At 45.1% G+C, this 25,308-nt stretch carries 35 protein-coding genes and 2 pseudogenes; 31 read left to right on the top strand and 6 right to left on the bottom strand.

Features of this window, described 5'->3' with window-relative positions:
- Positions 1-12: 12 nt before the first annotated feature.
- Entirely contained in the window at positions 13-2,580 is a 2,568-nt protein-coding gene (plsB, locus tag BFN00_RS07300; protein ID WP_071850886.1) for a glycerol-3-phosphate 1-O-acyltransferase PlsB, read from the bottom strand.
- A gap of 284 nt (positions 2,581-2,864) precedes the next feature.
- Between plsB and BFN00_RS07295 the strand changes: the two genes are divergently transcribed.
- Positions 2,865-3,737 (top strand): acyl-CoA thioesterase, encoded by an 873-nt coding sequence (locus BFN00_RS07295; RefSeq protein WP_071850884.1) that lies wholly within the window; start codon positions 2,865-2,867, stop codon positions 3,735-3,737.
- A 174-nt stretch (positions 3,738-3,911) separates the two neighbouring features.
- Entirely contained in the window at positions 3,912-5,159 is a 1,248-nt protein-coding gene (locus tag BFN00_RS07290; protein WP_071850882.1) for a dicarboxylate/amino acid:cation symporter, read from the top strand.
- 276 nt (positions 5,160-5,435) lie between these two features.
- On the opposite strand, the pseudogene yihA reads toward BFN00_RS07290, so the two are convergent.
- The 5 genes and pseudogenes from yihA to BFN00_RS07265 all read right to left on the bottom strand — a co-directional run.
- A pseudogene (gene yihA / locus BFN00_RS07285) lies at positions 5,436-6,212 on the bottom strand (ribosome biogenesis GTP-binding protein YihA/YsxC); the annotation flags it as partial.
- A gap of 105 nt (positions 6,213-6,317) precedes the next feature.
- Positions 6,318-6,758 (bottom strand): RrF2 family transcriptional regulator, encoded by a 441-nt coding sequence (locus BFN00_RS07280; protein ID WP_071850878.1) that lies wholly within the window; start codon positions 6,756-6,758, stop codon positions 6,318-6,320.
- A gap of 97 nt (positions 6,759-6,855) precedes the next feature.
- On the bottom strand, positions 6,856-7,617 hold the full coding sequence (locus BFN00_RS07275; RefSeq protein ID WP_071850877.1) for a globin domain-containing protein: 762 nt from the start codon (positions 7,615-7,617) through the stop codon (positions 6,856-6,858).
- Positions 7,618-7,769: 152 nt separating this feature from the next.
- Positions 7,770-9,320, bottom strand: coding sequence for a helicase HerA-like domain-containing protein (locus BFN00_RS07270; protein ID WP_005249894.1), 1,551 nt, complete (start codon positions 9,318-9,320; stop codon positions 7,770-7,772).
- Between the two features lie 18 nt (positions 9,321-9,338).
- Positions 9,339-10,541 carry a PLP-dependent transferase gene (locus BFN00_RS07265; protein ID WP_071850875.1) on the bottom strand — a complete coding sequence of 401 codons (1,203 nt, stop codon included), beginning with the start codon at positions 10,539-10,541 and terminating at the stop codon, positions 9,339-9,341.
- A 163-nt stretch (positions 10,542-10,704) separates the two neighbouring features.
- Between BFN00_RS07265 and BFN00_RS07260 the strand changes: the two genes are divergently transcribed.
- The 29 genes and pseudogenes from BFN00_RS07260 (at position 10,705) to rplQ (ending at position 25,265) form a co-directional block, all read left to right on the top strand.
- Positions 10,705-11,439: a type 1 glutamine amidotransferase gene (locus BFN00_RS07260; RefSeq protein WP_005108602.1), complete on the top strand. Its 735-nt coding sequence runs from the start codon at positions 10,705-10,707 to the stop codon at positions 11,437-11,439.
- Between the two features lie 272 nt (positions 11,440-11,711).
- The gene (gene rpsJ / locus BFN00_RS07255; RefSeq protein WP_000070912.1) at positions 11,712-12,023 is read left to right on the top strand and encodes a 30S ribosomal protein S10; all 312 of its coding nucleotides are present in this window, start codon (positions 11,712-11,714) and stop codon (positions 12,021-12,023) included.
- Between the two features lie 60 nt (positions 12,024-12,083).
- Entirely contained in the window at positions 12,084-12,722 is a 639-nt protein-coding gene (gene rplC / locus BFN00_RS07250; protein ID WP_071850873.1) for a 50S ribosomal protein L3, read from the top strand.
- 11 nt (positions 12,723-12,733) lie between these two features.
- Positions 12,734-13,336, top strand: a complete 603-nt coding sequence (gene rplD, locus BFN00_RS07245; RefSeq protein ID WP_004281511.1) for a 50S ribosomal protein L4 — start codon at positions 12,734-12,736, stop codon at positions 13,334-13,336.
- Complete coding sequence (gene rplW, locus BFN00_RS07240) at positions 13,333-13,653, top strand: 50S ribosomal protein L23 (protein WP_004281510.1); 321 nt, start codon at positions 13,333-13,335, stop codon at positions 13,651-13,653. The genes rplD and rplW overlap by 4 nt, the downstream gene beginning before the upstream one ends.
- A gap of 11 nt (positions 13,654-13,664) precedes the next feature.
- Positions 13,665-14,489 carry a 50S ribosomal protein L2 gene (gene rplB, locus BFN00_RS07235; RefSeq protein ID WP_004281509.1) on the top strand — a complete coding sequence of 275 codons (825 nt, stop codon included), beginning with the start codon at positions 13,665-13,667 and terminating at the stop codon, positions 14,487-14,489.
- 19 nt (positions 14,490-14,508) lie between these two features.
- The gene (gene rpsS / locus BFN00_RS07230) at positions 14,509-14,784 is read left to right on the top strand and encodes a 30S ribosomal protein S19 (protein WP_004281508.1); all 276 of its coding nucleotides are present in this window, start codon (positions 14,509-14,511) and stop codon (positions 14,782-14,784) included.
- Between the two features lie 11 nt (positions 14,785-14,795).
- A complete protein-coding gene (gene rplV, locus BFN00_RS07225) occupies positions 14,796-15,125 on the top strand; it encodes a 50S ribosomal protein L22 (protein WP_001982638.1) in 330 nt (109 codons plus the stop codon).
- Position 15,126: 1 nt separating this feature from the next.
- Positions 15,127-15,943: pseudogene (rpsC, locus tag BFN00_RS07220) on the top strand (30S ribosomal protein S3).
- Positions 15,883-16,296 (top strand): 50S ribosomal protein L16, encoded by a 414-nt coding sequence (gene rplP, locus BFN00_RS07215; protein ID WP_004281506.1) that lies wholly within the window; start codon positions 15,883-15,885, stop codon positions 16,294-16,296. Before rpsC ends, rplP begins: the two are co-directional and overlap by 61 nt.
- Positions 16,296-16,493: a 50S ribosomal protein L29 gene (rpmC, locus tag BFN00_RS07210; RefSeq protein ID WP_004281505.1), complete on the top strand. Its 198-nt coding sequence runs from the start codon at positions 16,296-16,298 to the stop codon at positions 16,491-16,493. The genes rplP and rpmC overlap by 1 nt, the downstream gene beginning before the upstream one ends.
- Positions 16,490-16,747, top strand: coding sequence for a 30S ribosomal protein S17 (gene rpsQ, locus BFN00_RS07205; RefSeq protein ID WP_004281504.1), 258 nt, complete (start codon positions 16,490-16,492; stop codon positions 16,745-16,747). The genes rpmC and rpsQ overlap by 4 nt, the downstream gene beginning before the upstream one ends.
- Before the next feature lie 91 nt (positions 16,748-16,838).
- Complete coding sequence (rplN, locus tag BFN00_RS07200) at positions 16,839-17,207, top strand: 50S ribosomal protein L14 (RefSeq protein WP_004281503.1); 369 nt, start codon at positions 16,839-16,841, stop codon at positions 17,205-17,207.
- A gap of 9 nt (positions 17,208-17,216) precedes the next feature.
- Entirely contained in the window at positions 17,217-17,534 is a 318-nt protein-coding gene (gene rplX / locus BFN00_RS07195; protein WP_004281502.1) for a 50S ribosomal protein L24, read from the top strand.
- Between the two features lie 16 nt (positions 17,535-17,550).
- Positions 17,551-18,087, top strand: a complete 537-nt coding sequence (gene rplE / locus BFN00_RS07190; protein ID WP_004645057.1) for a 50S ribosomal protein L5 — start codon at positions 17,551-17,553, stop codon at positions 18,085-18,087.
- Between the two features lie 9 nt (positions 18,088-18,096).
- Positions 18,097-18,402 carry a 30S ribosomal protein S14 gene (gene rpsN / locus BFN00_RS07185; RefSeq protein ID WP_004645058.1) on the top strand — a complete coding sequence of 102 codons (306 nt, stop codon included), beginning with the start codon at positions 18,097-18,099 and terminating at the stop codon, positions 18,400-18,402.
- A 12-nt stretch (positions 18,403-18,414) separates the two neighbouring features.
- The gene (rpsH, locus tag BFN00_RS07180) at positions 18,415-18,810 is read left to right on the top strand and encodes a 30S ribosomal protein S8 (protein ID WP_004281499.1); all 396 of its coding nucleotides are present in this window, start codon (positions 18,415-18,417) and stop codon (positions 18,808-18,810) included.
- Positions 18,811-18,823: 13 nt separating this feature from the next.
- Positions 18,824-19,357: a 50S ribosomal protein L6 gene (rplF, locus tag BFN00_RS07175; RefSeq protein ID WP_004645059.1), complete on the top strand. Its 534-nt coding sequence runs from the start codon at positions 18,824-18,826 to the stop codon at positions 19,355-19,357.
- Positions 19,358-19,371: 14 nt separating this feature from the next.
- A complete protein-coding gene (rplR, locus tag BFN00_RS07170; RefSeq protein WP_004281497.1) occupies positions 19,372-19,722 on the top strand; it encodes a 50S ribosomal protein L18 in 351 nt (116 codons plus the stop codon).
- Positions 19,723-19,724: 2 nt separating this feature from the next.
- Positions 19,725-20,222 carry a 30S ribosomal protein S5 gene (rpsE, locus tag BFN00_RS07165; protein WP_004281496.1) on the top strand — a complete coding sequence of 166 codons (498 nt, stop codon included), beginning with the start codon at positions 19,725-19,727 and terminating at the stop codon, positions 20,220-20,222.
- Between the two features lie 6 nt (positions 20,223-20,228).
- Complete coding sequence (gene rpmD, locus BFN00_RS07160; RefSeq protein WP_004281495.1) at positions 20,229-20,405, top strand: 50S ribosomal protein L30; 177 nt, start codon at positions 20,229-20,231, stop codon at positions 20,403-20,405.
- 3 nt (positions 20,406-20,408) lie between these two features.
- On the top strand, positions 20,409-20,849 hold the full coding sequence (gene rplO, locus BFN00_RS07155) for a 50S ribosomal protein L15 (protein WP_004281494.1): 441 nt from the start codon (positions 20,409-20,411) through the stop codon (positions 20,847-20,849).
- Positions 20,850-20,894: 45 nt separating this feature from the next.
- Positions 20,895-22,214, top strand: coding sequence for a preprotein translocase subunit SecY (secY, locus tag BFN00_RS07150; RefSeq protein WP_171057005.1), 1,320 nt, complete (start codon positions 20,895-20,897; stop codon positions 22,212-22,214).
- A gap of 19 nt (positions 22,215-22,233) precedes the next feature.
- Positions 22,234-22,350, top strand: coding sequence for a 50S ribosomal protein L36 (gene rpmJ, locus BFN00_RS07145; RefSeq protein ID WP_000867907.1), 117 nt, complete (start codon positions 22,234-22,236; stop codon positions 22,348-22,350).
- 105 nt (positions 22,351-22,455) lie between these two features.
- Positions 22,456-22,812 carry a 30S ribosomal protein S13 gene (gene rpsM, locus BFN00_RS07140; RefSeq protein WP_004281492.1) on the top strand — a complete coding sequence of 119 codons (357 nt, stop codon included), beginning with the start codon at positions 22,456-22,458 and terminating at the stop codon, positions 22,810-22,812.
- 19 nt (positions 22,813-22,831) lie between these two features.
- Positions 22,832-23,218 (top strand): 30S ribosomal protein S11, encoded by a 387-nt coding sequence (gene rpsK / locus BFN00_RS07135; RefSeq protein ID WP_004281491.1) that lies wholly within the window; start codon positions 22,832-22,834, stop codon positions 23,216-23,218.
- A gap of 12 nt (positions 23,219-23,230) precedes the next feature.
- The gene (gene rpsD, locus BFN00_RS07130; protein ID WP_004281490.1) at positions 23,231-23,857 is read left to right on the top strand and encodes a 30S ribosomal protein S4; all 627 of its coding nucleotides are present in this window, start codon (positions 23,231-23,233) and stop codon (positions 23,855-23,857) included.
- Positions 23,858-23,873: 16 nt separating this feature from the next.
- On the top strand, positions 23,874-24,881 hold the full coding sequence (locus BFN00_RS07125) for a DNA-directed RNA polymerase subunit alpha (RefSeq protein ID WP_004281489.1): 1,008 nt from the start codon (positions 23,874-23,876) through the stop codon (positions 24,879-24,881).
- A gap of 18 nt (positions 24,882-24,899) precedes the next feature.
- Positions 24,900-25,265, top strand: coding sequence for a 50S ribosomal protein L17 (gene rplQ / locus BFN00_RS07120; protein ID WP_004281488.1), 366 nt, complete (start codon positions 24,900-24,902; stop codon positions 25,263-25,265).
- Positions 25,266-25,308: the final 43 nt, after the last annotated feature.

Below are 25,308 nucleotides of genomic sequence, written 5' to 3'. Positions count from 1 at the left end.
GCTTAAATAATCTTACTTCTTCTTCCGCTTCGCGCGTTTCTTGGCTTGTTCAGCCGCAACTGCATCCAAAGCTTCTTTCAGTTCTTCATCCGTAAAGTCGGTGATGTGGTGCAGCATTTGTAGCTTCACTTCATCCAGTACCAAATCTGCATATTGAGCCACATTGGTTAGCTGCTCATCAAAGACAATCGCATTGTCTTCATTGGTACACAGATAACCTTTTTGGGTTAAGACTTTAATAAAGCTCTGGAAAAGGGCTTTGTCGAAGAACTCAGGTGAGTTGAACTCATATAGCACAGACAGGCGCTGTCCCACCAGATAACTCAGCTCTTCGACCTGACGGGTCGAAATATTGCCAGAACCACGCTGGGTAATCAGTGCCAAAGTCATGTAGTAACGTTCCAGACTTTGGGTTACTGGTGCAGCTAGAACTTCAAGCTGATGATGCGCTTCTGTATTTGGTGCAGGTGCAATGAGGTTTTCACCATCTTGCGTGATCAGTTTGGCAGAAATCAGGTTATCAATATGGGCATTGACCTGATCCTGAATCTCATCTTCATGCCATTTTAAAAATAGCTCAGCTTTGAGGAACGGATACAGGGTGCTGCTGATATTGACCACATCATGACGGCGGATGGTGCCGTTATGTTCAGTCAAGGCTGCAATCAGGGATGGCAATATAAAAGTATGCACAATATTATTACGGAAATAGGTCAGCAGAACCGCCTGATTATCTTCAATCGCAATAATATCGCCCAGTACATGCTTCACCCGCTTGATCAGTTTCAGCTTCATCGCATAGGCAATTATTTCTTTGCCTGACAGCGGCGTGACCTGCATGCGTTCATCATAAGGCAGGGCGGTGAGCAAGGTGCGATAGGTATCCAACTGCTTGATACAGATTTCTTCATCCAGCGTATGTTTTGGCGTGGCCAGCAAGATTAAAGATAATAACGATACCGGATTGATCACGACTGCACTGTTAATATTTTCCAGAATAGCCTGTGCAGAGCTATTCACCGCGTCAGAAACCGCTTGTGGAACCGGATCATCGTTCTTTTCGATCTTGATATTTTCTGCACCATGCTGTTTCAGGATATCATCCAGAAATACCGGTTTACCGAAGTTCAGGTGCACCTTGCCAAAAATGCGTTCAATCTTGCGCAGGGTTTTCAAAATACCAAAAATAGACTCGGCTTCTTTTGGCTTACCACTCATCTCACCGACATAGGTACCACCTTCCATTAGGCGTTCATAGCCGATATAGGTCGGTACAAACACAATCGGTTTGGACTTGCCACGTAAATGACCATGCACGGTCATTGCCAGCATCCCGGTTTTTGGCGGTAGCAAACGACCGGTACGTGAACGGCCACCTTCAATAAAGTATTCCAGCGGGGTATTACGTGACAGGACGCTATACAGATATTCTTTAAAGACCGTGGTATAGAGCGCGTTGCCGCGGAAGGTACGGCGAATAAAGAAAGCGCCACCACCGCGTAAAATCTGGCCGACAAAAGGCATATTCAGGTTGTCGCCCGCTGCGATATACGGCACCATCAAACCACGGCGATAGATCACATATGACAATAACAGATAGTCAATATGACTGCGGTGACAGGGGGTATAGACAATTTCATAATCCTTGGCCAGTTCACGCACGGTACTGAAATTATGGACTTCCACGCCGTCATAAAGCTGGGTCCATAAGCGGGTCAGTGCTTTGTCGGCAAAACGTACGGTAGAATGAGAATAGTCGGAAACGATTTCGTTCAGATAACCGATGGCACGACGTTCGGATTCCAGCATCGAGGTTTTACTGCGAATACTGTCATTGCGAATCGCCGCCTGTACATCTGGTGACTTGATCAGACCATGCATCACATTACGGCGGTCGGACAGATCCGGCCCGAGAATGACTTCACGCTGACCATCCAGGTAATCATTTAAAGTGCTGACAATATAAGTTGCTGGCGCTGAATTTGGATGCGTCTCTTTGGCAAAGTTAATCAATGCGCGTAAAGACTGCGGTTCATGGAATTCTAAATAAGACTGGCGACCATGCAGGCCGATATTGACCAGTTGCTTGACCCGGCTCGGTGTAGACCAGGTATCGGTAAACAACAGCTTAAACCAAGAATCTTCTTTTTCAGGCTCACGTCCCCAAAGTACTGTTACCGGTACCAGTTCGACATCCAGTTCAGGATGCTGTTCCAGGATTTCAATCAGGCGTAACAGGCGCGGCGGGAAAGCATGCGGTGGTGAGCTGAGCAGGTTATTTTCATCATGATGCTGTAAAAACAGCAGCGAAGCTTTTTCCTTACTATTGCCCAGTTGCATTGGATCGAGCGCAGCTGGCAACTTTAAACGGCGGGTTTCTGCATCGACGACCAACGCATTACTACGCGAATGGTTCTGTAAAACGTAACAGACCAGCTTTCGCGATTCTGCCGCGGTCTGATCAGGTTCAGGTGCTGTCACTTCACTTGGTACTTCCCCAAGAACATGAGGGGTAACCACAAGATCAAGTAGCTTACTTGAAAGCTTGCGATACATTTGACCAAAGCCATTCTTGGACATAGCTGCTCCTAATTTTACTGACCAAAACCACAGGACTTCTGAGGGGATTTATTTTTGCGGGTTTCCAAAGCGAAACCATATATCTTTTTTTAACAACTTCAACAGAAGTGCGCTAATTTTAGCGTGAAAGCAGATGCTTTTCCTAGTCACTTATGACATCAGTATGACAGAACAGTCATGCAATCTTTAGAGTTTCGGTCTGATTTTGTGGCAGAATATTCCAGATTAATTATTTAGATCTGTTTTTCCATTTTGGGATATCTCCAATATTACGTAGGTTGCTTATGAATGCCTTAACACAGGAACTGGTCGAGCTGCTCAGCTTGGAAAAGTTAGAAGAAAACATTTTTCGGGGAATCAGCCGTAATCTGGTGGGCAAGCGCGTGTTTGGTGGGCAGGTTTTAGGGCAGGCACTCCGCGCTGCGTCTTATACCACAGACCGTCCGGCACACTCGTTACATGCCTATTTTCTGTTTGGCGGAGATGTCAACGCACCGATTATTTATGAAGTGGATCGTATCCGTGACGGCAAGAGCTTTGTCAGCCGTCAAGTACGTGCGATTCAGCATGGTCGCACTATTTTTATGTGTATGGTGTCTTTTGCGCATCAGGAAGAAGGTCTCAATTACCAGATTTCAGAGCCGGAATATCCGCCAGCAGAAAGCCTGAAAAATGAAGCAGAACTGATCAAACAAATGATTGAGTTTATTCCGGAAAATGTCCGTGCGTCCTTCACCCGTGATCGTCATGTGGAAATTCGCCCGGTCAATCCGCAAAATCCATTCCAGCCTCAACCTGAAGCACCGTCTTATGCGCACTATATCCGTACGCATGACCGTATTGCTGCAGAAGTTGATCAGATCTCTTTGCATCAGGCCATTGCTGCTTTCTATTCCGACTTTACCTTGATGACCACGGCGCTTCGTCCACATGGTCTGAGCTATATCTCGCCAAGTTTACAATGTGCCAGTATTGACCATGCCATGTACTTCCATAAACCGTTCCGTGCGGATGAGTGGATGCTTTACGATATGGATGCCACCCAAAGCGCCAGTTCGCGTGGCCTGAATTTTGGCCGGATGTGGCAGAACGGTGAGCTGGTCTGCAGTACCTCTCAGGAAGGCTTGATCCGTTTACGTGAAATCGAAACACAGTAATTTTTCTTCCTGCTCAAAAAGTCGAATCCCTGATTCGGCTTTTTGTTTTTAAGCCGGATGAAAATGGCCATTTGATATCATGTCCTCACGCCGCGTTTATAAAATATTACTCGATTCTGTAGAATTCGCATGGCATAGTGCGGCTTAAGATCAATATTAAAAATGCATGAAAAGATGAGCTTAAATACGCAAATTCTAATTGCCGCCGTATTGGGGGTGCTGTTTGGATTTCTATTGACGATATTTCCGCAGACCTCATTTTTTGATATCAGCTTATATGGCATCGGTATTGTCAGCAGTATTTTTATTGGCTTGTTAAAAATGCTGTTAGTGCCGCTGATTTTTAGCTCAATCGTGGTCGGTGTATCCAATCTGCAGGCGGGTGGGCAACTGAGCCGTACCTGGAAAATTACCCTGATGTGTTGTGTGACCACCACCACCTTGGCGCTCATTTTAGGTCTGGCGTGTGCGCATCTGTTTGATGTGGGCAAAGGCGTCGATGTACTGATGTTCCAGGATGCCATGGCACAACATCAAACACCGGATACGCTCACGCCATCTTCTTTCTTTACCAACTTTATTCAAAATACCCTGATCAATCCGTTTAAAGCCTTTGCCGATGGCAATGTCTTGGCGGTGGTAGTCTTTGCGCTATTTGTTGGTGTAGCACTAGTCGCAGGTGGAGATAAATTCCGTACTGTGCGCAAGCTGAGTCACCAGTTTTTTGAAATCATGATGTTGATGATTGGCTGGGTGATGAAACTGGCACCGCTCGGTATTTTTGCCTTATTGGCTAAATTAATTGCCACTGAAGATGTTTCAGTTCTCAGTCGTCTGGCTGAATTCGCTGCGGTAGTCACCGGTACGACGATTTTTCATGGCATCGTGGTTTTGCCTTTATTGCTGTGGATTTTCGGCAAGATGGATCCGGTCACGTTCTTTAAAGGCACACGTGCTGCCTTGATTACTGCCTTTGCCACCAGTTCCAGTTCGGCCACCATGCCCTTGTCGATGAAATGCGCGCAGGAAAATTTAGGTGTGCGTCCACATACTGCAGGCTTTGTAATTCCACTCGGTACACAGTTAAATATGGATGGTACGGCGCTGTATGAAGCAGCTGCAGCTCTATTTATTGCCAATTTAATGGGGCTGGATCTCAGTCTGGGGCAGCAGCTGGTGGTCTGTGCGACGGCGATGATTGCATCCTTGGGTGCACCGGGAATTCCGAGTGCCGGTATGGTGACCATGATTATGGTCTTGCAATCGGTCGGTTTGCCTGCCGAGGCGATTGCCATTCTTTTACCGATCGACCGTTTACTGGATACCGTACGCACAGTCGTGAATGTTCAGGGAGATATGATGATCAGTGTGGTGGTAGATCGGCATACACGTGAACCCGATCTTCAAGCTACAGATAGCTAAAACATTTAAAAAATAAAAAAAGCAGGCCATTGGTCTGCTTTTTTTATAAGGTAAGTTTTAATAAATCAAGAACAATCCCAGACCATTGCGGTGATATGGATCTTAATCCGCTGAACGCTTATTCTGATTTAGCTCATCTGCCGCTTTAAGCTCGGATTGATCCTGCTCAAGCAATTTCAGTGGTTCTTCAGCTTCATTTAAAGCATGCATCGATACTTCAGTAATATGCTCTGAATCAGTTTCACTAAGCTCGAGTTCTCCAAGCGGTTCATCGGATTCATTCAAATCATGCGCTGATGCTTCAGGAATACTGTCCAGATCATATTCAGACGCTTGATCTAAGGTAAAGTTCAAACGACCACCCATGACACTGGCCAGTTCTTCTAAACCTTGTTTGTTCATGGAGGAAAACAGTTGAATCGAGAAATCCAGCTTCATCTTTTTCAATGCCGCTTTGACTTCCTGCAAGGCTTTGGATGCAGGACCACGGTTTAGTTTATCTGACTTGGTTAACAAGACATGCACGAACAACTGGCGGGAATAAGCCCATTCCAGCATCATCACATCGAAGTGTTGCAGGGGATGACGGATATCCATCAACAATACCAGGCCTTGTAAGCTCTGGCGATGAATCAGGTAGTTTTCCAGTTCTTTTTGCCAGACCAGTTTCATTTTTTCAGGCACAGCCGCATAACCATAACCGGGTAAGTCGACCAGACGCTGATCCGGATTACCCAGACTGAAAAAGTTGATCATCTGGGTGCGGCCAGGTTTTTTCGATGCACGTGCCAGCTGTTTCTGGTTAGTCAGGGCATTAATCGCACTAGACTTACCTGCATTCGAGCGGCCGGCAAAAGCAATTTCATAGCCTGTATCTTCTACACAAAGACTGAGTTTGGGTGCACTCATTAAAAATTCGGCTTTGCGTAGCCAGTTGAGTGCGCGCACAGAATATTCAGTAATGGCAGAATCAACTTTTTTCTCATAGCTGATCTTTTGCTTAGGCGCATGGGCTGTCTTACTGTTTTTGGATTTTCCTCTGCTGTGGTGCATAACTCAACTTCAATAAATGATCTACAATGAAACATTATAAAGGAAGTCGCACAGGCAAGCGAACTTTGCCGCAAGAATAAGTCACAAGACCTGACCCGCAAGACTTTAAAGATTAACTAGGCCGATCGGAGAATTTCTACTGAAACGCGCATTTCGTGGCCTAATCACATCTTTAAGCACATATTGGTCCAGACTGCTATAAAACTGTTCAACCGCATCATCTAAAATACTTTTTAAACCACAAATCGGACGTAACACGCAGGGTGGGCTATTGCATTCCACTACATTGCTGTCGCGTTGCAGGATCCGCACAATCTGTCCCAGTTGAAGGTTCAGGCTTGCCGGATTTAAACGTATGCCGCCACCTTTGCCACGTGTGGTGATCAGCCAATCCTGTTTCGCCATAAAGTGCACGATTTTCATGGCATGATTTTGTGAAACCTGCAAGCGCTCGGCAAGCTCTGCAATGGTATAAGGGAGATCACGTGGCTGTGCGACATACATCAGGATCCGAAGCGCATAGTCAGTGAATTTATTGAGTTGCATAAGATCAACAGCTAGAAAATGAAAGAATTGAATGCTAAAAGCTCCACGAATGGAGCTTTTAATCAGAATCTGATGCTAGTCTAAACCGTTTTTGCAATTAAAGCTTGAGCGGGGCAGACACTTCGACCACATCACCAACTTTGTAGTGGTTGATCAGGGTCTGTGCAACCGAGAATGCGGTTGGATTTTCTTCCGCTTTCACAGTAATTTGATATTGCTCGTTTTGAGCCTGGTCAAAGCTAAACTGTTGTGGTTGACGAATGTGCTGTTCAGGCACCTGTACACGTACTGAAATATGTTCACCCGCTTCAGCACTTGCAATCGCAGCACCATCTTTAGCTTTAAGCGTAAAGATTTTACCTGCATCGGTATCATTGACTGCTGCCACTTCAAATTCGCGCCAGCCCGCCCAGCCACCATTTTCAGAAGCTAGAGTGGCATATTTAGATTTTTCCACACCAATCAAAATATCTGCCAGTTGCATATACGCTTCTTTCCAGGCTGCGATCAGGTCTGAGTCCATGGGTACATCTAAAACTTCGCTGATCGAGTGCAACAGGTTGTCACCGACAATCGCATATTGATCCGGCTGAATATCCAGGCTGACATGTTTAGTGGTAATACGTTCGATGGCTTTGGCCAAAACGCCCGGATTGGTAATGTTTTCAGCATAGGCAAGTACTGCGGCAGCCAAGGCACGTGGTTGACGGCCAGTACTTTGATGATCCATGTTGAAGGTGTTTTTTAACTCTGGATGGTTGTTCAGCATGCGGTTATAGAAATACGTGGTAAGTGCTACGCCGTTTTCACGTAAAACAGGAACAGTCGCTTGTACAAGTTCGATATGTTGTGGAGTCATGAGAGCCGTCTACAGATGTTTTTTAAAAGATGCATTTAATTTACATCTTTTAAAATGGCTTTACAATAGTGCATAGTCATAAAACCATAAAAAATTATGGGATATAAGAATATCCCATAAAAAGTGTGATGATGATCGGAAAAGGAGGGTGATTATTTGCGGCCAAACAGCGAACCCAGTAAGCCGCGCACAATTTTCTGCCCAGTACTCCCGCCCAGGCTGCGGGCAGCACTTTTGGCAAAGGTGCCGACAATATCCTGAGTCAGTTTTTCTCGTTGCTTGGCTGCGCGTTCAGCTTCTTTTTGCTGTTCTCGTGCCAGACGTTCCTGTTCTTTAATTTGCTGCTTGGCAAGAGCTTCCTGTTCCTTGCTTTGCTGTTTGGCAAGTTCGGCGGCCTGAGCCTGTTGCTGGCGTTCTGCGACCTTGTTTTGCAGCATTTCATGGGCGCTATCCCGATCGACTGGCTGCTCATAAATACCGGCGACAATACTTTGCTGCATGAGAGCCTTGCGTTCTTCAAGCGAGATCGGTGTAAAGGATGAATGCGGCGGCATGACCCAGCCACGCTCTACTATTTGCGGAATGCCTTTTTCATCCAGGCAGCTAATTAGGGCTTCACCGACAGCAAGTTCGGTAATCACCTGATCGACTTTAAATTCAGGATTGGCTCGGAAAGTCTCTGCTGCGGTTTTCACTGCTTTTTGATCTTTGGGAGTGAAAGCCCGCAAAGCATGTTGAACCCGATTGCCGAGCTGGCCTAAGACACTTTCAGGTAAGTCCAACGGATTTTGCGTGACAAAATAAATCCCTACACCTTTCGAGCGAATTAGACGCACCACCTGCTCAATTTTTTCTTGCAGGGCAGGGCTGGCATTATCAAATAAGAGATGGGCTTCATCAAAGAAAAACACCAGTTTAGGTTTGTCCAGATCGCCGACTTCGGGAAGCTGTTCAAACAGCTCGGAGAGCATCCAGAGTAAGAACGTGGCATATAGCTTAGGCGTATTCATCAGCTTGTCAGCCGCCAACAAATTGATATTGCCACGTCCTTGACTATCCGTCTGCAAAAAGTCCATCAGATCCAGCGCCGGCTCGCCAAAAAACTGGTCACCGCCTTGGTCAGCCAGTGCTAACAAATTACGTTGAATCGCACCGAGACTGGCGGGTGAAAGATTGCCATATTCAGCTTTAAAGTCAGCCGCATGCTCAGAGACATAACTCAGCATCGCTTTCAGATCTTTAAAGTCGATCAGCAATAAACCCTGATCATCGGCAATCCGAAACACGGCAGATAAAACGCCTTCCTGGGTGTCATTCAGATTCAGTATTTGCGCCAGCAGCAGCGGGCCAATTTCAGAAATGGTAGTGCGAATCGGATGACCCTGTTCGCCAAATAAATCCCAAAACACCACTGGTGAGGCTGCAAAAGGAATGGACTCGATATTGAGACTTTTAATCCGTTCATCAAACTTGGGGCTGCTTTCACCTGCTTTGGCCAGGCTGGACACATCGCCTTTGGCATCGGCGAGGAATACAGGTACACCAATTCGAGAAAAGCTCTCCGCCAATACTTTTAAAGTCACAGTCTTTCCGGTACCAGTGGCACCTGCAATCAAGCCATGTCGATTGGCAAGTTGGGAATGCAGCACAATATCCTGTGTGGTATCCGCAGTTTTTTTAGCAATAACAATTGGTCTACCCATAGCTTTTCCTGTTATTTATTATTCGTTTTTAAGTTTTTTCATTTGTTCTAGTGCATGCTGAATATCTTGAATCAAATCTTCCGGATATTCCAGTCCAATACAGAAACGAACCAGCAAGCCGTCTTTTAAGTGTGAATGTTCCAGCACACGCATGTCTTTTAAGTTATATAGCATGACCAGACTGACAGGGCCACCCCAACTAAAGCCAAGCTTAAACAGTTTTAAGCTATCACAGAAATTCCGGATATCCTGCATTACGTATGTGCTGTCAAAGATCACGCTGACCAGGCCGGCACTATCACCTTGCTTGCAAATTTCTTTCCAGTACTGATGGCCTGCGCTGTCCGGGTCAGCAGGATGCAGCACCTGTACAAACTCGGCTTGCTGTTGAAGCCATGTCATTAATGCCAGTGCACTTTTCGACTGATGTTCATAGCGAAGTTGCATCGAAGCCAGACTGCGTTGTATCTGTGCCACATCATCACCAGAAACACTAATGCCCTGAATGGCATGTGCGCGGAACAGTTTGTGATGCAGGGCCTTATCTCGCGTAACCACCGAGCCCATCAGAATATCACCCCCGCCGCTTGGATATTTGGTCAGTGCATGTACCGTCATATCTACACTTAAATGCTCTTCACTAAAATCAAAGGCATCAAAAGCCAGACCTGCGCCCCAGGTATTATCCAGCGCAGTAAGAATATTGTGTGCCTGAGCTTTTTTCACTAAACCAGCCAGATCCGGAAATTCCAAGGTGACTGAGCCAGCAGCCTCGAGCCAGATCAGTTTGGCTTTATCTGTAGGCTGAAATGTATCAAGCTCTATGGGATTGTAGACCTTAACCGTAATTCCATAACGCTTTTCCAGATTGCGTAAATGTTCCATGTTTGGACCATAGATATTGTCAGCCACCCAAACCTCATCTCCTTGGCTTAAAAAGCAAGAATTCACGAGATTAATCGCGGATAAACCACTCGGTGCGAGCAGGTGATATAAACCACCTTCGAGCTGTGCGATGTTATCGCCCAGCGTAAAGGTCGTAGGCGTGCCATGCGTGCCATAACTATAGTCATAGTCATCGGTCCAATGGCGATTAAACAGGGCATCGGTATTGTTAAAGATAATCGTCGATGCACGATAGAGGGGAGGCTGAATGGTGGAAATCGCTTGAGGAGCCTTTCGTGGTGCATGAATCAGGCGAGTTTGAGGGTCTTGTTTCACGTGAATGCGCTCAAATGTAATCAAATATTACTCTAGCTTAAGAGAATCTGTGACTCACTGCCAGTTACGTTGTGAATTGTTTAAAAACAACAAGTCTTATAAAAAGTTGGCTTCATTTTTGCAAAACCTAAATCTATATAGCTAAAAAAATAGGTTGAGGAGCATGAAATCGCATTTAAAAGTGCATTATTTTCAGCATATTGCTGGTGAAGGTTTTGGTAGTTGTTATGAATTTTTAAAGCAGCATCAGGCGCACATTACAGCGACTGAATTTTTTGCTTTACCCGTCGATCGACCTTTGGAGATCGAGGCGCTGCCTGCAGTGGAAGAAGTGGATTTGCTGATCATTATGGGTGGTACCATGAGTGTGAATGATGAAGCGAATTTCCCTTGGTTAAAAATAGAAAAACGCTGGTTGCGTCGCTATCTTTCGCATGGTAAACCAGCAATTGGCCTGTGTCTGGGTGGGCAGTTGATTGCAAATGCTTTGGGTGCAGGTGTTAGTCGCAATCCAGAACAAGAATTGGGGTGGACCACGGTGCACAGAGTGGCGAATCTACCAGAGACGTGTTTTAGCCTGCCGGAGCAGTTTAATATTCTGCAATGGCACAATGAAACATTTGAATTGCCCAAAGGTGCAGTCCATCTGGCAGAAAATGAAGCCTGTCGTAATCAGATGTACCAGTTGGGCAGAAATGTATTGGGCTTCCAGTTTCATCCTGAAATCACGCCGGAAACCCTGGCATTGTTTTTGGAAAATGAAGAAGAGCTTGCGCAATTTTCAGGAAAATATGTGCAAAATTTATTTGAATTAAAAAAAACCACGAAGCAAAAATTTATTGAAGGAAATCAGATGTTAAATCGTGCTATAGAATATGTTTTGGCAAAAACTGCCTAGTATTTAAACAATAAACTATTGTTTTAAGTCATAAATTGAAAACTTGGATAAAACCATAAAAGAGATTTGCTTATGCATTAAACAATGGCTATAATAAGCGACCCTTCAATAGGAAGGGGGTTAACTGCGAATAAAGTAGTTAACTATCGTTACAGTCGTGGCATCGATCATGACCTTAGTGATATTTCACTGCTCTTGACACTTGCCCATATAAAGTGGGGTGAGATGCGTCAAGAGTGATTCTTTATATATTTGGCTTGGAGTTTACTGGTATGTCTAACCAGAGAATTCGTATCCGTCTTAAGTCTTTTGATCATCGCCTGATTGATCAATCAGCTCAAGAAATCGTAGAAACCGCAAAACGTACTGGCGCACAAGTGTGTGGTCCAATTCCAATGCCAACACGCATTGAACGTTTTAACGTTTTAACATCACCACACGTAAACAAAGACGCGCGTGACCAGTACGAAATCCGTACTTACAAGCGTTTGATCGACATCGTTCAACCTACAGACAAAACTGTAGATGCATTGATGAAGTTAGATCTTGCAGCTGGTGTTGATGTTCAGATCGCATTGGGTTAAGGCTTTCGGGTTAATTAACACTCTAAGTTAATTAGGCCGCTTTTTTAGAGGTTTATGCACATGGCTATTGGTTTAGTCGGTCGCAAGTGCGGTATGACACGTATCTTTACAGATGCTGGTGTTTCTGTGCCTGTTACAGTGATTGAGTTTGATCCTAACCGCATCACTCAAATCAAAACGCTTGAAACTGATGGTTATCAAGCGATTCAAATCACTACTGGTGAACGTCGCGAATCTCGCGTAACTAACGCTCAGAAAGGCCACTTCGCGAAAGCGGGTGTTGCAGCTGGTCGTCTAGTTCAAGAATTCCGTGCTACAGAAGCTGATCTTGAAGGTCGTGAAGTTGGTGGTACGCTTACCGTTGAATTGTTCCAAGTTGGTCAAGTTGTTGACGTAACTGGTCAATCTAAAGGTAAAGGTTTCCAAGGTGGTGTTAAGCGTTGGAACTTCCGTACGCAAGATGCAACTCACGGTAACTCAGTTTCTCACCGTGTTTTAGGTTCTACTGGTCAAAACCAGACTCCTGGTCGCGTATTCAAAGGCAAAAAAATGGCTGGCCATTTAGGTGCTGAACGCGTAACTACACAGGGTCTTGAGATCGTTGCTATCGACACAGAACGTTCAGTTCTAGTTGTTAAAGGCGCGGTTCCTGGTGCTACTGGTGGCGACGTAATCGTTCGTCCTACGATCAAGGCCTGAGGGGAAATAACGTGAATTTAAATACTGTTTCCGGCTCTGCTGTTGAATTATCAGAAGTTGCGTTCGGTCGTGAATTTAATGAAGCTCTTGTTCACCAAGTGGTTACAGCTTATTTAGCTGGTGGCCGTCAAGGTTCAAAAGCTCAGAAATCACGTGCAGACGTTTCTGGCGGTGGTCGCAAGCCATTCCGTCAAAAAGGTACTGGCCGCGCTCGTGCTGGTTCTATTCGTAGCCCAATCTGGGTTGGCGGTGGTAAAACTTTTGCTGCTCGTCCACAAGACTGGTCTCAAAAAGTAAACCGTAAAATGTACCGCGGTGCTATGCAATGCATCCTAGCTGAACTTGTTCGTCAAGATCGCTTAGTTTTAGTTGAAGAGTTTGCTGTTGCAGCTCCAAAAACTAAAGAATTGCTTGCAAAACTTAACGACTTGAATGCGACTCGCGCATTGATCGTTACTGATGCTGTTGATGAGAACCTGTATCTTGCTGCGCGCAACATTCCACACGTTGATGTGGTTGATGCTGCTGCAATCGATCCGGTTAGCTTGATTGCGTTCGACAAAGTTGTTATGTCTGTAGCTGCTGCTAAGAAAATTGAGGTAGAACTCGGATGAACAACGAACGTATCTATCAAGTCCTGCAAGGACCTGTATTCTCAGAAAAAGCACAAGTTTTAGGTGAAACTGCTGGTGTTCAAGTGTTTAAAGTTGCATTAAATGCAAACAAGCTTGAAATCAAAAAAGCAGTGGAACAACTCTTTGGTGTGGAAGTTGTTAAAGTTAACACGACTATCACTAAAGGTAAGTCTAAACGCTTTGGTAAAACATTAGGACGTCGTTCTGATGTTAAAAAAGCATACGTCACCCTGAAAGCTGGCCAAGATGTTGAAATGGCTGACTTGGGCGATACCGCTGAAAGCACAGCGGAATAAGGACGAGAATTATGCCTATTCAAAAATGTAAGCCAACGTCTCCAGGACGTCGCTTTGTAGAGAAAGTGGTTCACGATCACCTTCACAAAGGCGCACCATACTCTCCGTTGGTTGAAGCTAAAAAACGTACTGGCGGCCGTAATAATAACGGTCACATCACGACTCGTCACGTTGGTGGCGGTCACAAGCAGCACTACCGTCTAGTTGATTTTAAACGTAACAAAGATGGTATTCCTGCAACTGTAGAGCGTATCGAATACGATCCTAACCGTACTGCACACATTGCACTTGTATTGTATGCTGATGGTGAGCGTCGTTATATCATCGCTCCTAAAGGCCTTCGCGCTGGCGATAAAGTACAGTCTGGTAACGATGCTCCAATTCGTCCAGGTAACTGCTTGCCGCTTCGCAACATGCCTATCGGTTCTACTCTTCACAACATCGAACTTAAAATCGGTAAAGGCGCGCAGTTAGCTCGTTCAGCTGGTACTTCAGTTCAGCTGTTGGGTCGTGACGGTTCTTACGCTATCGTTCGTCTGCGTTCAGGCGAGATGCGTAAAATTCACGTTGAATGCCGTGCTGTGTTAGGTGAAGTATCTAACTCAGAAAGCAACCTTCGTTCACTAGGTAAAGCTGGTGCATCACGCTGGCGTGGTGTTCGTCCTACCGTTCGTGGTATGGCGATGAACCCAGTTGACCATCCACATGGTGGTGGTGAAGGGCGTAACAAAGGTATTCAACCTGTAAGCCCATGGGGTCAAAAAGCTAAAGGGTACAAGACACGTACCAATAAGCGTACGACTAAGATGATTATTCGCGACCGTCGCGTTAAGTAACAAGTAAAGGAATCTGACAATGCCTCGTTCTCTGAAAAAAGGCCCATTCGTCGATGCGCACTTGTTCGCTAAGGTTGAAGCGGCTATCGCGGCTAATAACCGTAAGCCGATCAAAACTTGGTCGCGTCGTTCGATGATCCTCCCGGATTTTGTTGGTTTAACAATTTCTGTACACAATGGCCGTAACCACGTTCCTGTGATCGTTTCTGAGCACATGGTTGGTCACAAGCTTGGTGAATTTGCACCAACTCGTACCTATCGCGGTCACGGTGTTGACAAGAAATCTAAACGTTAATGGGTGCTATGATGGAAGTAACTGCTAAATTACGCGGTGCCGCTATCTCGGCACAAAAAGCTCGTTTGGTTGCAGATCTTATCCGCGGCAAATCTGTTGCGCACGCTCTTAACATCCTTAACTTCAGCAACAAAAAAGCTGCAGTTCTAGTTAAGAAAGCGTTGGAATCTGCGATTGCAAATGCTGAACACAATAACAGTTTAGATGTAGACGACCTTAAAGTTTCTACGATCTACGTTGATGAAGGCATGAGCCTGAAACGTATTATGCCACGTGCTAAAGGCCGTGCAGATCGTATTACTAAGCGTACTTGTCACATCACCGTTAAGGTAGGGGTTTGATATGGGTCAGAAGGTTCATCCAATCGGTATCCGCCTAGGTGTTGTGAAACGTCATAACGCTAACTGGTATGCGAATCCGAAACAATACGCTGAATACTTGCTTAAAGATCTTCAAGTTCGTGAGTTTTTGATCAAAAAACTTAAAAACGCGATGATCAGCAATATTCTTATCGAACGCCCTACAGGCGCTGCTAAAGTAACTATTAGCACTGCTCGTCCAGGTATCGTGATCGGTAAAAAAGGCGAAGATATTGAGAAACTACAACGCGAATTGACATCTATTATGGGTGTTCCTGCGCAAGTAAGTATCAATGAAATTGATCGTCCAGACTTAGACGCGCGTCTAGTTGCTGAAGCTATCGCTTCTCAATTGGAAAAACGTGTAATGTTCCGTCGTGCTATGAAGCGTGCGGTACAAAACACCATGCGTGCTGGTGCTAAAGGTATCAAAGTAGAAGTTTCAGGCCGTTTAGGTGGTGCTGAGATTGCTCGTACTGAGTGGTATCGTGAAGGTCGTGTACCTCTACATACGCTTCGTGCAGATATCGACTATGCGACTATGCGTGCTGAGACTACTTACGGTACGATCGGTGTTAAAGTTTGGATCTTCCGTGGTGAGATCTTGGGCGGCATGAAACAAGTCATGAACCCAGCTCCAGCAGAAGAGCGTCCAGCTAAACGCGGTCGTGGTCGTGGTGAAGGTCAAGAGCGTCGTGGTCGTCGCAATGATCGTTCTGCTGAAAAAGGAGAATAATCCATGTTGCAACCTAAGCGTACTAAATTCCGTAAAGTGCAGAAAGGCCGTAACACTGGTCTAGCACACCGCGGTAGCACAGTATCTTTCGGTACTATTGCACTTAAATCAGTTGAACGTGGTCAAATGACTGCGCGTCAAATTGAAGCAGCGCGTCGTACAATTAGCCGTCGTATTAAGCGTGGTGGTAAGATCTTTATCCGTGTATTCCCGGACAAGCCGATTACTTCTAAGCCTCTTGAAGTGCGTATGGGTAAAGGTAAAGGTTCTGTGGAATATTGGGTTTGCCAAATCAAACCAGGTAAAGTCTTGTACGAAATTGATGGTGTTAACGAAGAATTGGCTCGCGAAGCGTTTACGCTTGCAGCAGCTAAGCTTCCGTTTAAAACCGCTATCGTGACTCGGACGGTAATGTAATGAAAACTAAAGATCTACGTGAAAAGTCGGTAGAAGAGTTGACAGCTTTGCTTGATGAGCAACAGCTTAACCAATTCCGTCTTCGTATGGCGAAAGCAACTGGTCAATTGGGTAAATCGCATGAAGTTGCACTTACTCGTCAGACTATTGCTCGTATTAAGACCCTCCTTACCGAAAAACAGGGGAACGGACAATGAGTGATAAAACAGTCCGCACGTTAACTGGCAAAGTTGTAAGCGACAAGATGGATAAATCTATCGTTGTTCTTATTGAACGCCAAGTTCAACACCCGTTGTATGGCAAATTAATCCGCCGTTCAACAAAATTACATGCTCATGATGAGAACAACACAGCGAAAGCTGGTGATGTTGTAACCATTAAAGAAAGCCGCCCAATTTCTAAAACTAAGTCTTGGACTTTAGTTGAAGTTGTTGAAGCAGCTGCTGAGTAATTAACGTTCTTGTTGCATCATCGGTCAATTTCGAGTACTCTTTGAGCCTTTCGAAATTTCGACCGGTGTTGCTCGGTTTTGGAGTAGGGCAATGATTCAGACCGAAACTATGCTCGACGTAGCAGACAACAGTGGTGCACGCCGCGTACAATGTATTAAAGTACTTGGTGGCTCGCATCGTCGTTATGCTTCTGTTGGCGACATTATTAAAGTTACTGTAAAAGAAGCAATTCCACGCGCACGTGTTAAAAAAGGTGACGTGATGAATGCGGTTGTGGTTCGTACAAAATTCGGTATCCGTCGTGCAGACGGTTCAGTGATTCGTTTCGACGATAACGCTGCTGTTATTTTGAACAACAACAAAGCGCCGATTGCAACTCGTATTTTCGGACCAGTGACTCGTGAACTTCGTACTGAACAGTTCATGAAAATTATTTCATTGGCTCCTGAAGTTCTATAAGAGGCGATCATGGCTAAGATTAAAAAAGGCGATCAAGTAATTGTGATCGCAGGTAAAGAAAAAGGCAAACAGGGTACTGTTCTGTCTGTTTCTAATGACCGTGTTAAGGTTGAAGGCCTTAACTTGGTGAAGAAGCATCAGAAGCCAAACCGTGCTACAGGCGCTGAAGGTAGCGTTGTAACTCAGGAAGCTTCGCTTCATATTTCAAACGTGGCAGTTTTTAATGCTACAACCCAAAAGGCTGACCGTGTTGGTTACCAAGTGATTGATGGCGTGAAAACTCGCGTATTCAAATCAAATGGTGAATCAGTGGCGGTAGCGAAGTAATAGGTTGATATAGGCCATGGCCAGACTTAAAACACGTTACAACGACGAACTTAAAGCTCAATTACAAGAAGTATTGGGCGTTAAGAATGTGATGGAGATTCCTCGCATCACTAAAATCACGATCAACATGGGTGTTGGCGCAGCTGCTGCTGACAAAAAACTCCTTGATGGTGCTCTTTCAGATATGCAAGCTATCGCTGGTCAAAAACCAGTACTTACGTTAGCTCGTAAATCAATCGCTGGTTTTAAAATCCGTGATGGTTGGCCGATCGGTTGTAAAGTTACTTTACGCGGCGAACGTATGTACGAATTCTTGGACCGTTTGATCTCGATTGCGATCCCTCGTATCCGTGACTTCCGTGGTTTCTCTGCGAAATCATTCGACGGTCGTGGTAACTACTCAATGGGTCTTAAGGAACAAATCATGTTCCCTGAAATCGATTTTGACAAGATTGATCGTATTCGTGGTATGGATATTACCATTACTACGACTGCTCGCACCGATGACGAAGGCCGTGCGCTTATGCGTGCATTCGGCTTCCCGTTCAAATAAGAGGTCGATATGGCTAAGAAAGGTATGATTAATCGCGAATTGAAACGCGAAGCTACTGTTGCTAAATACGCTGTAAAACGTGCTGAATTAAAAGCTGTTATTGCAAACGTAAATGCATCAGACGAAGAACGTTTCGAAGCGATGATGAAATTACAAGCATTACCACGTAATGCATCTCCAGTACGTCTACGTAACCGTTGTGGTTTAACTGGTCGTCCTCATGGTTACTTCCGTAAGTTCGGTTTAAGCCGTAACAAATTACGTGAAACAGTAATGCAAGGTGATGTACCTGGCGTTGTTAAGGCAAGCTGGTAAGGAGCACTATAGATGAGTATGCAAGATACCGTTGCCGACATGCTAACACGTGTTCGTAACGCACAAATGGCAAAGAAACAAACTGTTTCTATGCCTAATTCTAAGTTGAAAGTAGCAATTGCTAACTTACTTCAACAAGAAGGTTATATTTCAAACGTAGAAGTTGCGGATGCTGAAGGCAAACCAACTCTTACTTTGACTTTAAAGTATTTCGAAGGCAAACCAGTTATCGAAACTGTGAAGCGCGTAAGCCGTCCAGGTCTACGTCAGTATCGCGGTAAAGATGCACTTCCTAGCGTTAAGCAAGGTTTAGGTATTGCAATTGTTTCTACAAGCAAAGGCATCATGACTGATCGCGCTGCACGTGCTGCAGGCGTTGGTGGTGAAGTTATTGCTTTTGTTTCTTAATAGGTGATTCCTCATGTCTCGTGTGGCTAAAGCCCCAGTAACTGTACCTAACGGTGTAACAGTTACTCAGAACGGCCGGCAGGTCGAAGTGAAAGGCACTAAAGGTACATTGTCTTTCAACCTGCATGCGCTGGTCGAGCTTAAACAGGAAGACGGTATTCTAGCTATTGCTCCAGTACAAGAGTCGAAAGACGCTTGGATGCAAGCTGGTACTGCTCGCGCTGTGCTTAACAACCTTGTAAAAGGTGTTAGCGAAGGTTTCGAACGTAAGTTACAGCTTATCGGTGTTGGTTATAAAGCTGCGGTTAAAGGTGACGTTGTTCATCTTAACCTTGGTTTCTCTCATCCGATCGATTATGCACTTCCTGCAGGTGTAACTGCTGAAACTCCAACTGCAACTGAAATCATTCTTAAATCTGCTGATAAAGCAGCTTTAGGACAGGTTGCTGCAGATATCCGTGGTTACCGTCCACCAGAGCCATATAAAGGCAAAGGTGTTCGTTATTCTGACGAAGTTGTACTTCGTAAAGAAGCTAAGAAGAAATAAGGCGCGAGGTTCTTATGAACGAAAAGAAACAATCCCGTTTGCGTCGTGCGAAAAGCACACGCTTGCACATCCGTGCATTGGGTGCGACTCGTTTGTGTGTAAACCGCACTCCGCGTCACATCTATGCTCAAGTTATCTCTGCAGATGGTGGCAAAGTATTAGCGCAAGCTTCTACTTTAGACGCTACTCTACGTGCGGGTACAACTGGTAACGTTGAAGCAGCTCAAAAAGTAGGTGCTTTAATCGCAGAACGCGCTAAAGCAGCTGGTGTTACTAAAGTTGCATTTGACCGTTCTGGTTTTAAATATCATGGTCGTATCAAAGCCTTGGCTGATGCTGCTCGTGAAAACGGCTTGGAGTTCTAATCATGGCTAAAGTTGAACAAAACGAAGGTCTTGTTGAAAAGCTGGTTGCCGTTGATCGTGTAGCCAAAGTTGTTAAGGGTGGTCGTATCTTCTCTTTCACAGCATTAACTGTTGTGGGTGATGGTAATGGTCGCGTAGGTTTTGGTCGTGGTAAAGCACGTGAAGTTCCAGCTGCTATCTCTAAAGCACTTGAAGCTGCTCGTCGCAATATGATTACTGTTGACCTTGTTGATGGTACGTTACAGCACCCAATTCATGCACGTCACGGCGCTAGCCGCGTATTCATGCAGCCTGCCTCTGAAGGTACAGGTGTAATTGCTGGTGGCGCTATGCGTGCAGTTCTAGAAGCTGTAGGCGTACGTAACGTGTTGACTAAATGCCGTGGTTCTACTAACGCTGCTAACGTAGTAAACGCAACTTTCAATGGTTTGCGTGATATGACTACTCCTGAAAAGGTTGCTGCGAAACGTGGTCTTTCAGTAGAACAAATTCAAGGGTAATCAATCATGAAAACGATTAAAGTTACCCAGACTAAATCTGCATCGCACCGCTTGAAAAATCACAAGCTTAGCCTGCAAGGTTTAGGTCTGCGTCGTATTGGTCATACTGTAGAAGTGTTAGACACACCTTCTAACCGTGGTATGATCAACCAAGTCTACTATATGGTTAGTGTAGAGGAATAAGCCATGACTCTGCGTTTAAATACAATTGCACCTGCAGAAGGTGCTAAACGTGACAACCTTCGTTTAGGCCGTGGTATCGGTTCTGGCGTTGGTAAGACCGGTGGCCGTGGTGTCAAAGGTCAAAACTCACGTAAGAGCGGTGGTACTCGTCCAGGTTTCGAAGGCGGTCAAACAGCACTTTATCGTCGTTTGCCTAAATTCGGCTTCACTAGCCAATTGGCTTTGAAAACTGCTGAAGTACGTTTATCTGAGCTTGCTAAAGTTGAAGGCGACATCGTGTCTCTTGAAACTTTAAAAGCTGCGAACGTTGTACGTAAAGACATGATCCGTGCTCGTATCGTACTTTCTGGTGAAATTACTCGTGCATTCACTGTTCAAGGTGTTGCATTGACTAAAGGCGCTAAAGCTGCTGTTGAAGCTGCTGGCGGCAAAGTCGAGGAGTAATCCCCAGTGTCTATGACTCCTAGTTCTTCAGGTCATGTCAACATGATGAAAGGCCAACCATTTCATGTGAAATACCGTGAAATTATTCGTCGAATGATGTTTCTCATTGGTGCGTTGTTGGTGTTTCGACTAGGAGCGCATATTCCAGTACCAGGCATCAATAATGCTGCGTTAGAAAACTTGTTTAATGCAAACCAAGGTACCATCCTTGGTTTGTTTAACATGTTCTCTGGTGGGGCATTAGAACGAATGTCTATTCTTGCTCTCGGGATCATGCCATACATCTCTGCATCGATTATCGTGCAGTTGATGTCAACTGTGGTTCCTTCGCTGGAAGCTTTAAAGAAAGAAGGCGAGCAAGGCAAACGTAAAATTAATCAATACACACGACAAGGCACATTATTCTTAGCGCTGGTACAGGCGGTAGGTATGTGTGCAGGCCTGATCAGTCAGGGGATTACCCTGAATACTGGTTTGGCTTTTTATGTTCCTGCAGTAACCTCATTGGTTGCGGGGACCATGTTCTTGATGTGGTTGGGTGAACAGATTACCGAGCGTGGGGTGGGGAATGGTATTTCCATGATCATCTTCGCGGGTATTGTTGCCGGATTGCCTAATCTGATTATGCAATCTTTCTCATCTGTAGATAATGGCCAGACCAGCCTGATTGGCTTGGTAATTTTTGGTTTGTTATCTCTGGGTGTTTTGGCAGCGATCGTGTTTATCGAGAAAGCGCAACGTCGTATTCCGGTAAACTATGCTCAAAAACAACAAGGTCGTCGTGTATTTACTGCACAGCAGACACATTTGCCATTAAAAATTAATATGGCGGGTGTGATTCCGGCAATTTTTGCCAGCTCATTGCTTTTGTTCCCTGCGAGCTTAGGTCAGTGGGTGGGTAGTGCAGATCCAAATGCTGGATTTATTAAGCGTAGCCTGCAAGATGTAGCATTGGTGTTGTCGCCTGGTCAGCCGTTGTATTTGGTGCTCTTTGGTGCGTTAATTATCTTTTTCTGTTACTTCTATACAGCACTGGTATTTAGTCCTAAAGAAGTGTCAGAGAACTTGAAACGCAGCGGAGCTTACGTGCCTGGTATACGTCCAGGTGAGCAAACTGCTCGTTACTTAGATCATATTCTCAATCGTTTGACGTTTATTGGCGCGATTTATATCGCAGTCATTTGTTTGATGCCGATGGTATTGCAAAGTTCATTTGGTATTCCATTCTATTTGGGTGGTACCTCTTTGCTGATTGTTGTGGTAGTAGTGATGGACTTTATGGCTCAGCTGCAATCACACCTCACTTCGCACCAATACGATAATCAAACGTTAATGAGAAAAACGACTGCTCATCCTAAGGGATAAGCGCACTTGAGGTTTCATCATGAAAGTACAAGCTTCTGTTAAGAAAATTTGTGGTAGCTGTAAAGTTATCCGTCGTAATGGGGTTATCCGCGTAATTTGTAGCGCAGAACCTCGTCATAAGCAGCGTCAAGGTTAATCTGATTAAGACCTGTTGATTTCTGTAGGCGAATTAGGTTATTATCCGCCCCTCAAGATTTTTGTGGGGCGGTTGATTATCTACTGCCTTTTTGGAGAAAATTGAATGGCTCGTATTGCCGGTGTAAACATTCCGGATAACAAGCACGCTGTTATCTCTCTAACGTATATCTTTGGTATTGGTCGCCATACTTCAAAAGCTATCTTAGCTGCTGCTGGTATTGCTCCAACTACTAAGATCCGTGAATTAGATGACGCTCAGCTTGATGCGATTCGTGCAGAAGTTGCTAAGGTTCCGACCGAAGGTGATTTACGTCGCGAAATTTCCATGAACATTAAACGTTTAATGGATCTAGGCTGCTACCGCGGTCTTCGTCATCGTCGCAGCTTGCCTGTCCGCGGTCAACGCACCAAAACTAACGCTCGTACCCGTAAAGGTCCGCGCAAACCTATTAAGAAATAAGATTTCTGGAAGCTAAAAGATGGCTAAAGATACTCGCGCACGCAAGAAGGTCACTCGTACCGTCTCTGAAGGTGTCGCACACATTCACGCTTCTTTTAATAACACCATTGTGACTATTACCGATCGTCAAGGTAATGCACTGGCTTGGGCCACTTCAGGTGGACAAGGCTTCCGTGGATCACGTAAATCAACTCCGTTCGCTGCTCAGGTAGCTGCTGAAGTTGCTGGTAAAGCTGCTTTAGACTACGGTTTGAAAAACTTGGACGTCCTTGTAAAAGGTCCTGGTCCTGGTCGTGAATCTGCGGTTCGTGCTTTAGGTGCAGTGGGTTATAAAATTAACAGCATTACCGATGTGACGCCAATCCCGCACAACGGTTGCCGTCCACCTAAAAAACGTCGCGTGTAAGGAGAAACATTCATGGCTCGTTATATTGGTCCAAAATGCAAACTCTCTCGTCGCGAAGGGACAGACCTGCAACTTAAATCAGGCGTTAAACCGTTTGATGTTAAGACAAAAAAACATGCGAAAGTTCCTGGCCAACACGGCGGGGCTCGTGGTGGTAAACAATCTGAGTACTCACTACAATTACGTGAAAAACAAAAAGTACGTCGCATGTACGGTGTTTTAGAGCGTCAATTTAGTAACTACTATAAAGAAGCTGCTCGTGTTAAAGGCGCAACTGGTGAAAACCTGTTGAAGCTACTTGAAAGCCGTCTTGATAACGTTGTTTATCGTATGGGTTTCGGTTCTACTCGTGCAGAAGCTCGTCAGTTAGTATCTCACCGTAGCATCACTTTGAATGGCCGTCGTGTTAACATTGCGTCTATCCAAGTTAAAGCGGGTGATGTGATCGCAGTTCACGAAGGCGCTAAGCAACAATTACGTATCAAAAACGCAATTGAATTAGCTACTCAACGTGGCATGCCTTCTTGGATGGAAATTGACCATTCTAAATTAGAAGGTACGTTCAAAGCTGCACCGGATCGTTCTGATTTACCTGCTGAAATCAACGAAAGCTTGATTGTAGAATTGTATTCTAAATAATCCTTGAGGAAGCAATATGACGCGTACTGCAAATGAGTTTCTAACTCCGCAAGCGATCAAGGTCGAAGCGGCAAGCGGGACCTCGGCAAAAGTTATTCTAGAACCATTAGAGCGTGGCTTTGGTCATACTCTTGGTAATGCTTTACGTCGCATCCTTCTTTCTTCTCTACCTGGCGCAGCTGTGGTAGAAGTTGAGATTGAAGGGGTCGAGCACGAGTACAGTACTTTGGAAGGCTTGCAGCAGGACATCGTCGAGCTCTTGCTGAACCTAAAAGGATTGTCGATTAAGCTGTTCGATCAAAATGAAGCTTATTTAACATTAGAGAAACAAGGTGCAGGCGACGTAACTGCGGCTGACCTTCGTTTACCTCATAATGTTGAAGTGGTTAACCCTGAACATTTGATCGGTACTTTAAGTGCCTCAGGCTCATTGAAAATGCGTCTGAAAGTGGCTCAAGGTCGTGGCTACGAGACTTCTGATTCACGCTTCCCTGAAGGCGAAACTCGCCCAGTGGGTCGCTTGCAGTTAGATGCGTCTTATAGCCCAATCAAACGTGTTTCATACACCGTGGAAAACGCGCGTGTAGAACAACGTACTGACCTTGATAAACTGATCATTGATCTTGAAACTAACGGTACTGTAGATCCTGAAGAAGCGATCCGCAAAGCTGCAACTATTTTGCAGCAACAAATTGCGATCTTCGTTGACCTTCAGAAAGATCAAGCACCTGTTGCTCAAGAGCCTCGTGAAGAAGTTGACCCAATCTTGCTTCGCCCAGTAGATGATCTAGAGCTAACTGTTCGTTCTGCTAACTGTTTGAAAGCAGAAAACATTTACTACATTGGTGATCTTGTACAGCGTACCGAAGTTGAGTTGCTTAAAACTCCTAACTTGGGTAAAAAATCGCTTACTGAGATCAAAGATGTTCTGGCTTCTAAAGGCTTACAACTCGGCATGCGTTTAGAGAACTGGCCACCGGCTAGTCTCCGTATGGACGATCGTTTCGCCTATCGTAGCCGTTAATTAAGTAGGACTATCACCATGCGTCATCGTAATAGTGGTGTGAAATTAGGCCGTACAAGCAGTCATCGTAAAGCGATGTTCCAAAACATGGCTAACTCTTTGTTCGAGCACGAGTTGATCAAAACAACTGTGCCTAAAGCAAAAGAGTTACGTCGTGTAGCTGAGCCTTTAATCACTTTAGCTAAAAACGATACAGTAGCAAACCGTCGTTTGGCGTTTGCTCGTACTCGTTCAGCAGCAACTGTTGGTAAATTATTTACCGTTCTTGGCCCTCGTTACAAAGAGCGTAACGGCGGTTATCTACGTGTTCTTAAAGCGGGCTTCCGTGCAGGTGATGCTGCACCGATGGCTTACGTTGAGCTAGTAGATCGCGAAGTTAACTAATTTCGTGAAGAATAACGCAAGTTGTTCGAAAAGGTCGGTTGAA

Source organism: Acinetobacter sp. AR2-3, from assembly GCF_001878775.1.
GTDB classification, from domain to species: Bacteria; Pseudomonadota; Gammaproteobacteria; order Pseudomonadales; family Moraxellaceae; genus Acinetobacter; species Acinetobacter lwoffii_D.
The sequence above is the reverse complement of the archived record's forward strand: the minus strand, read 5'-3'. Positions and strand labels throughout refer to the sequence as shown.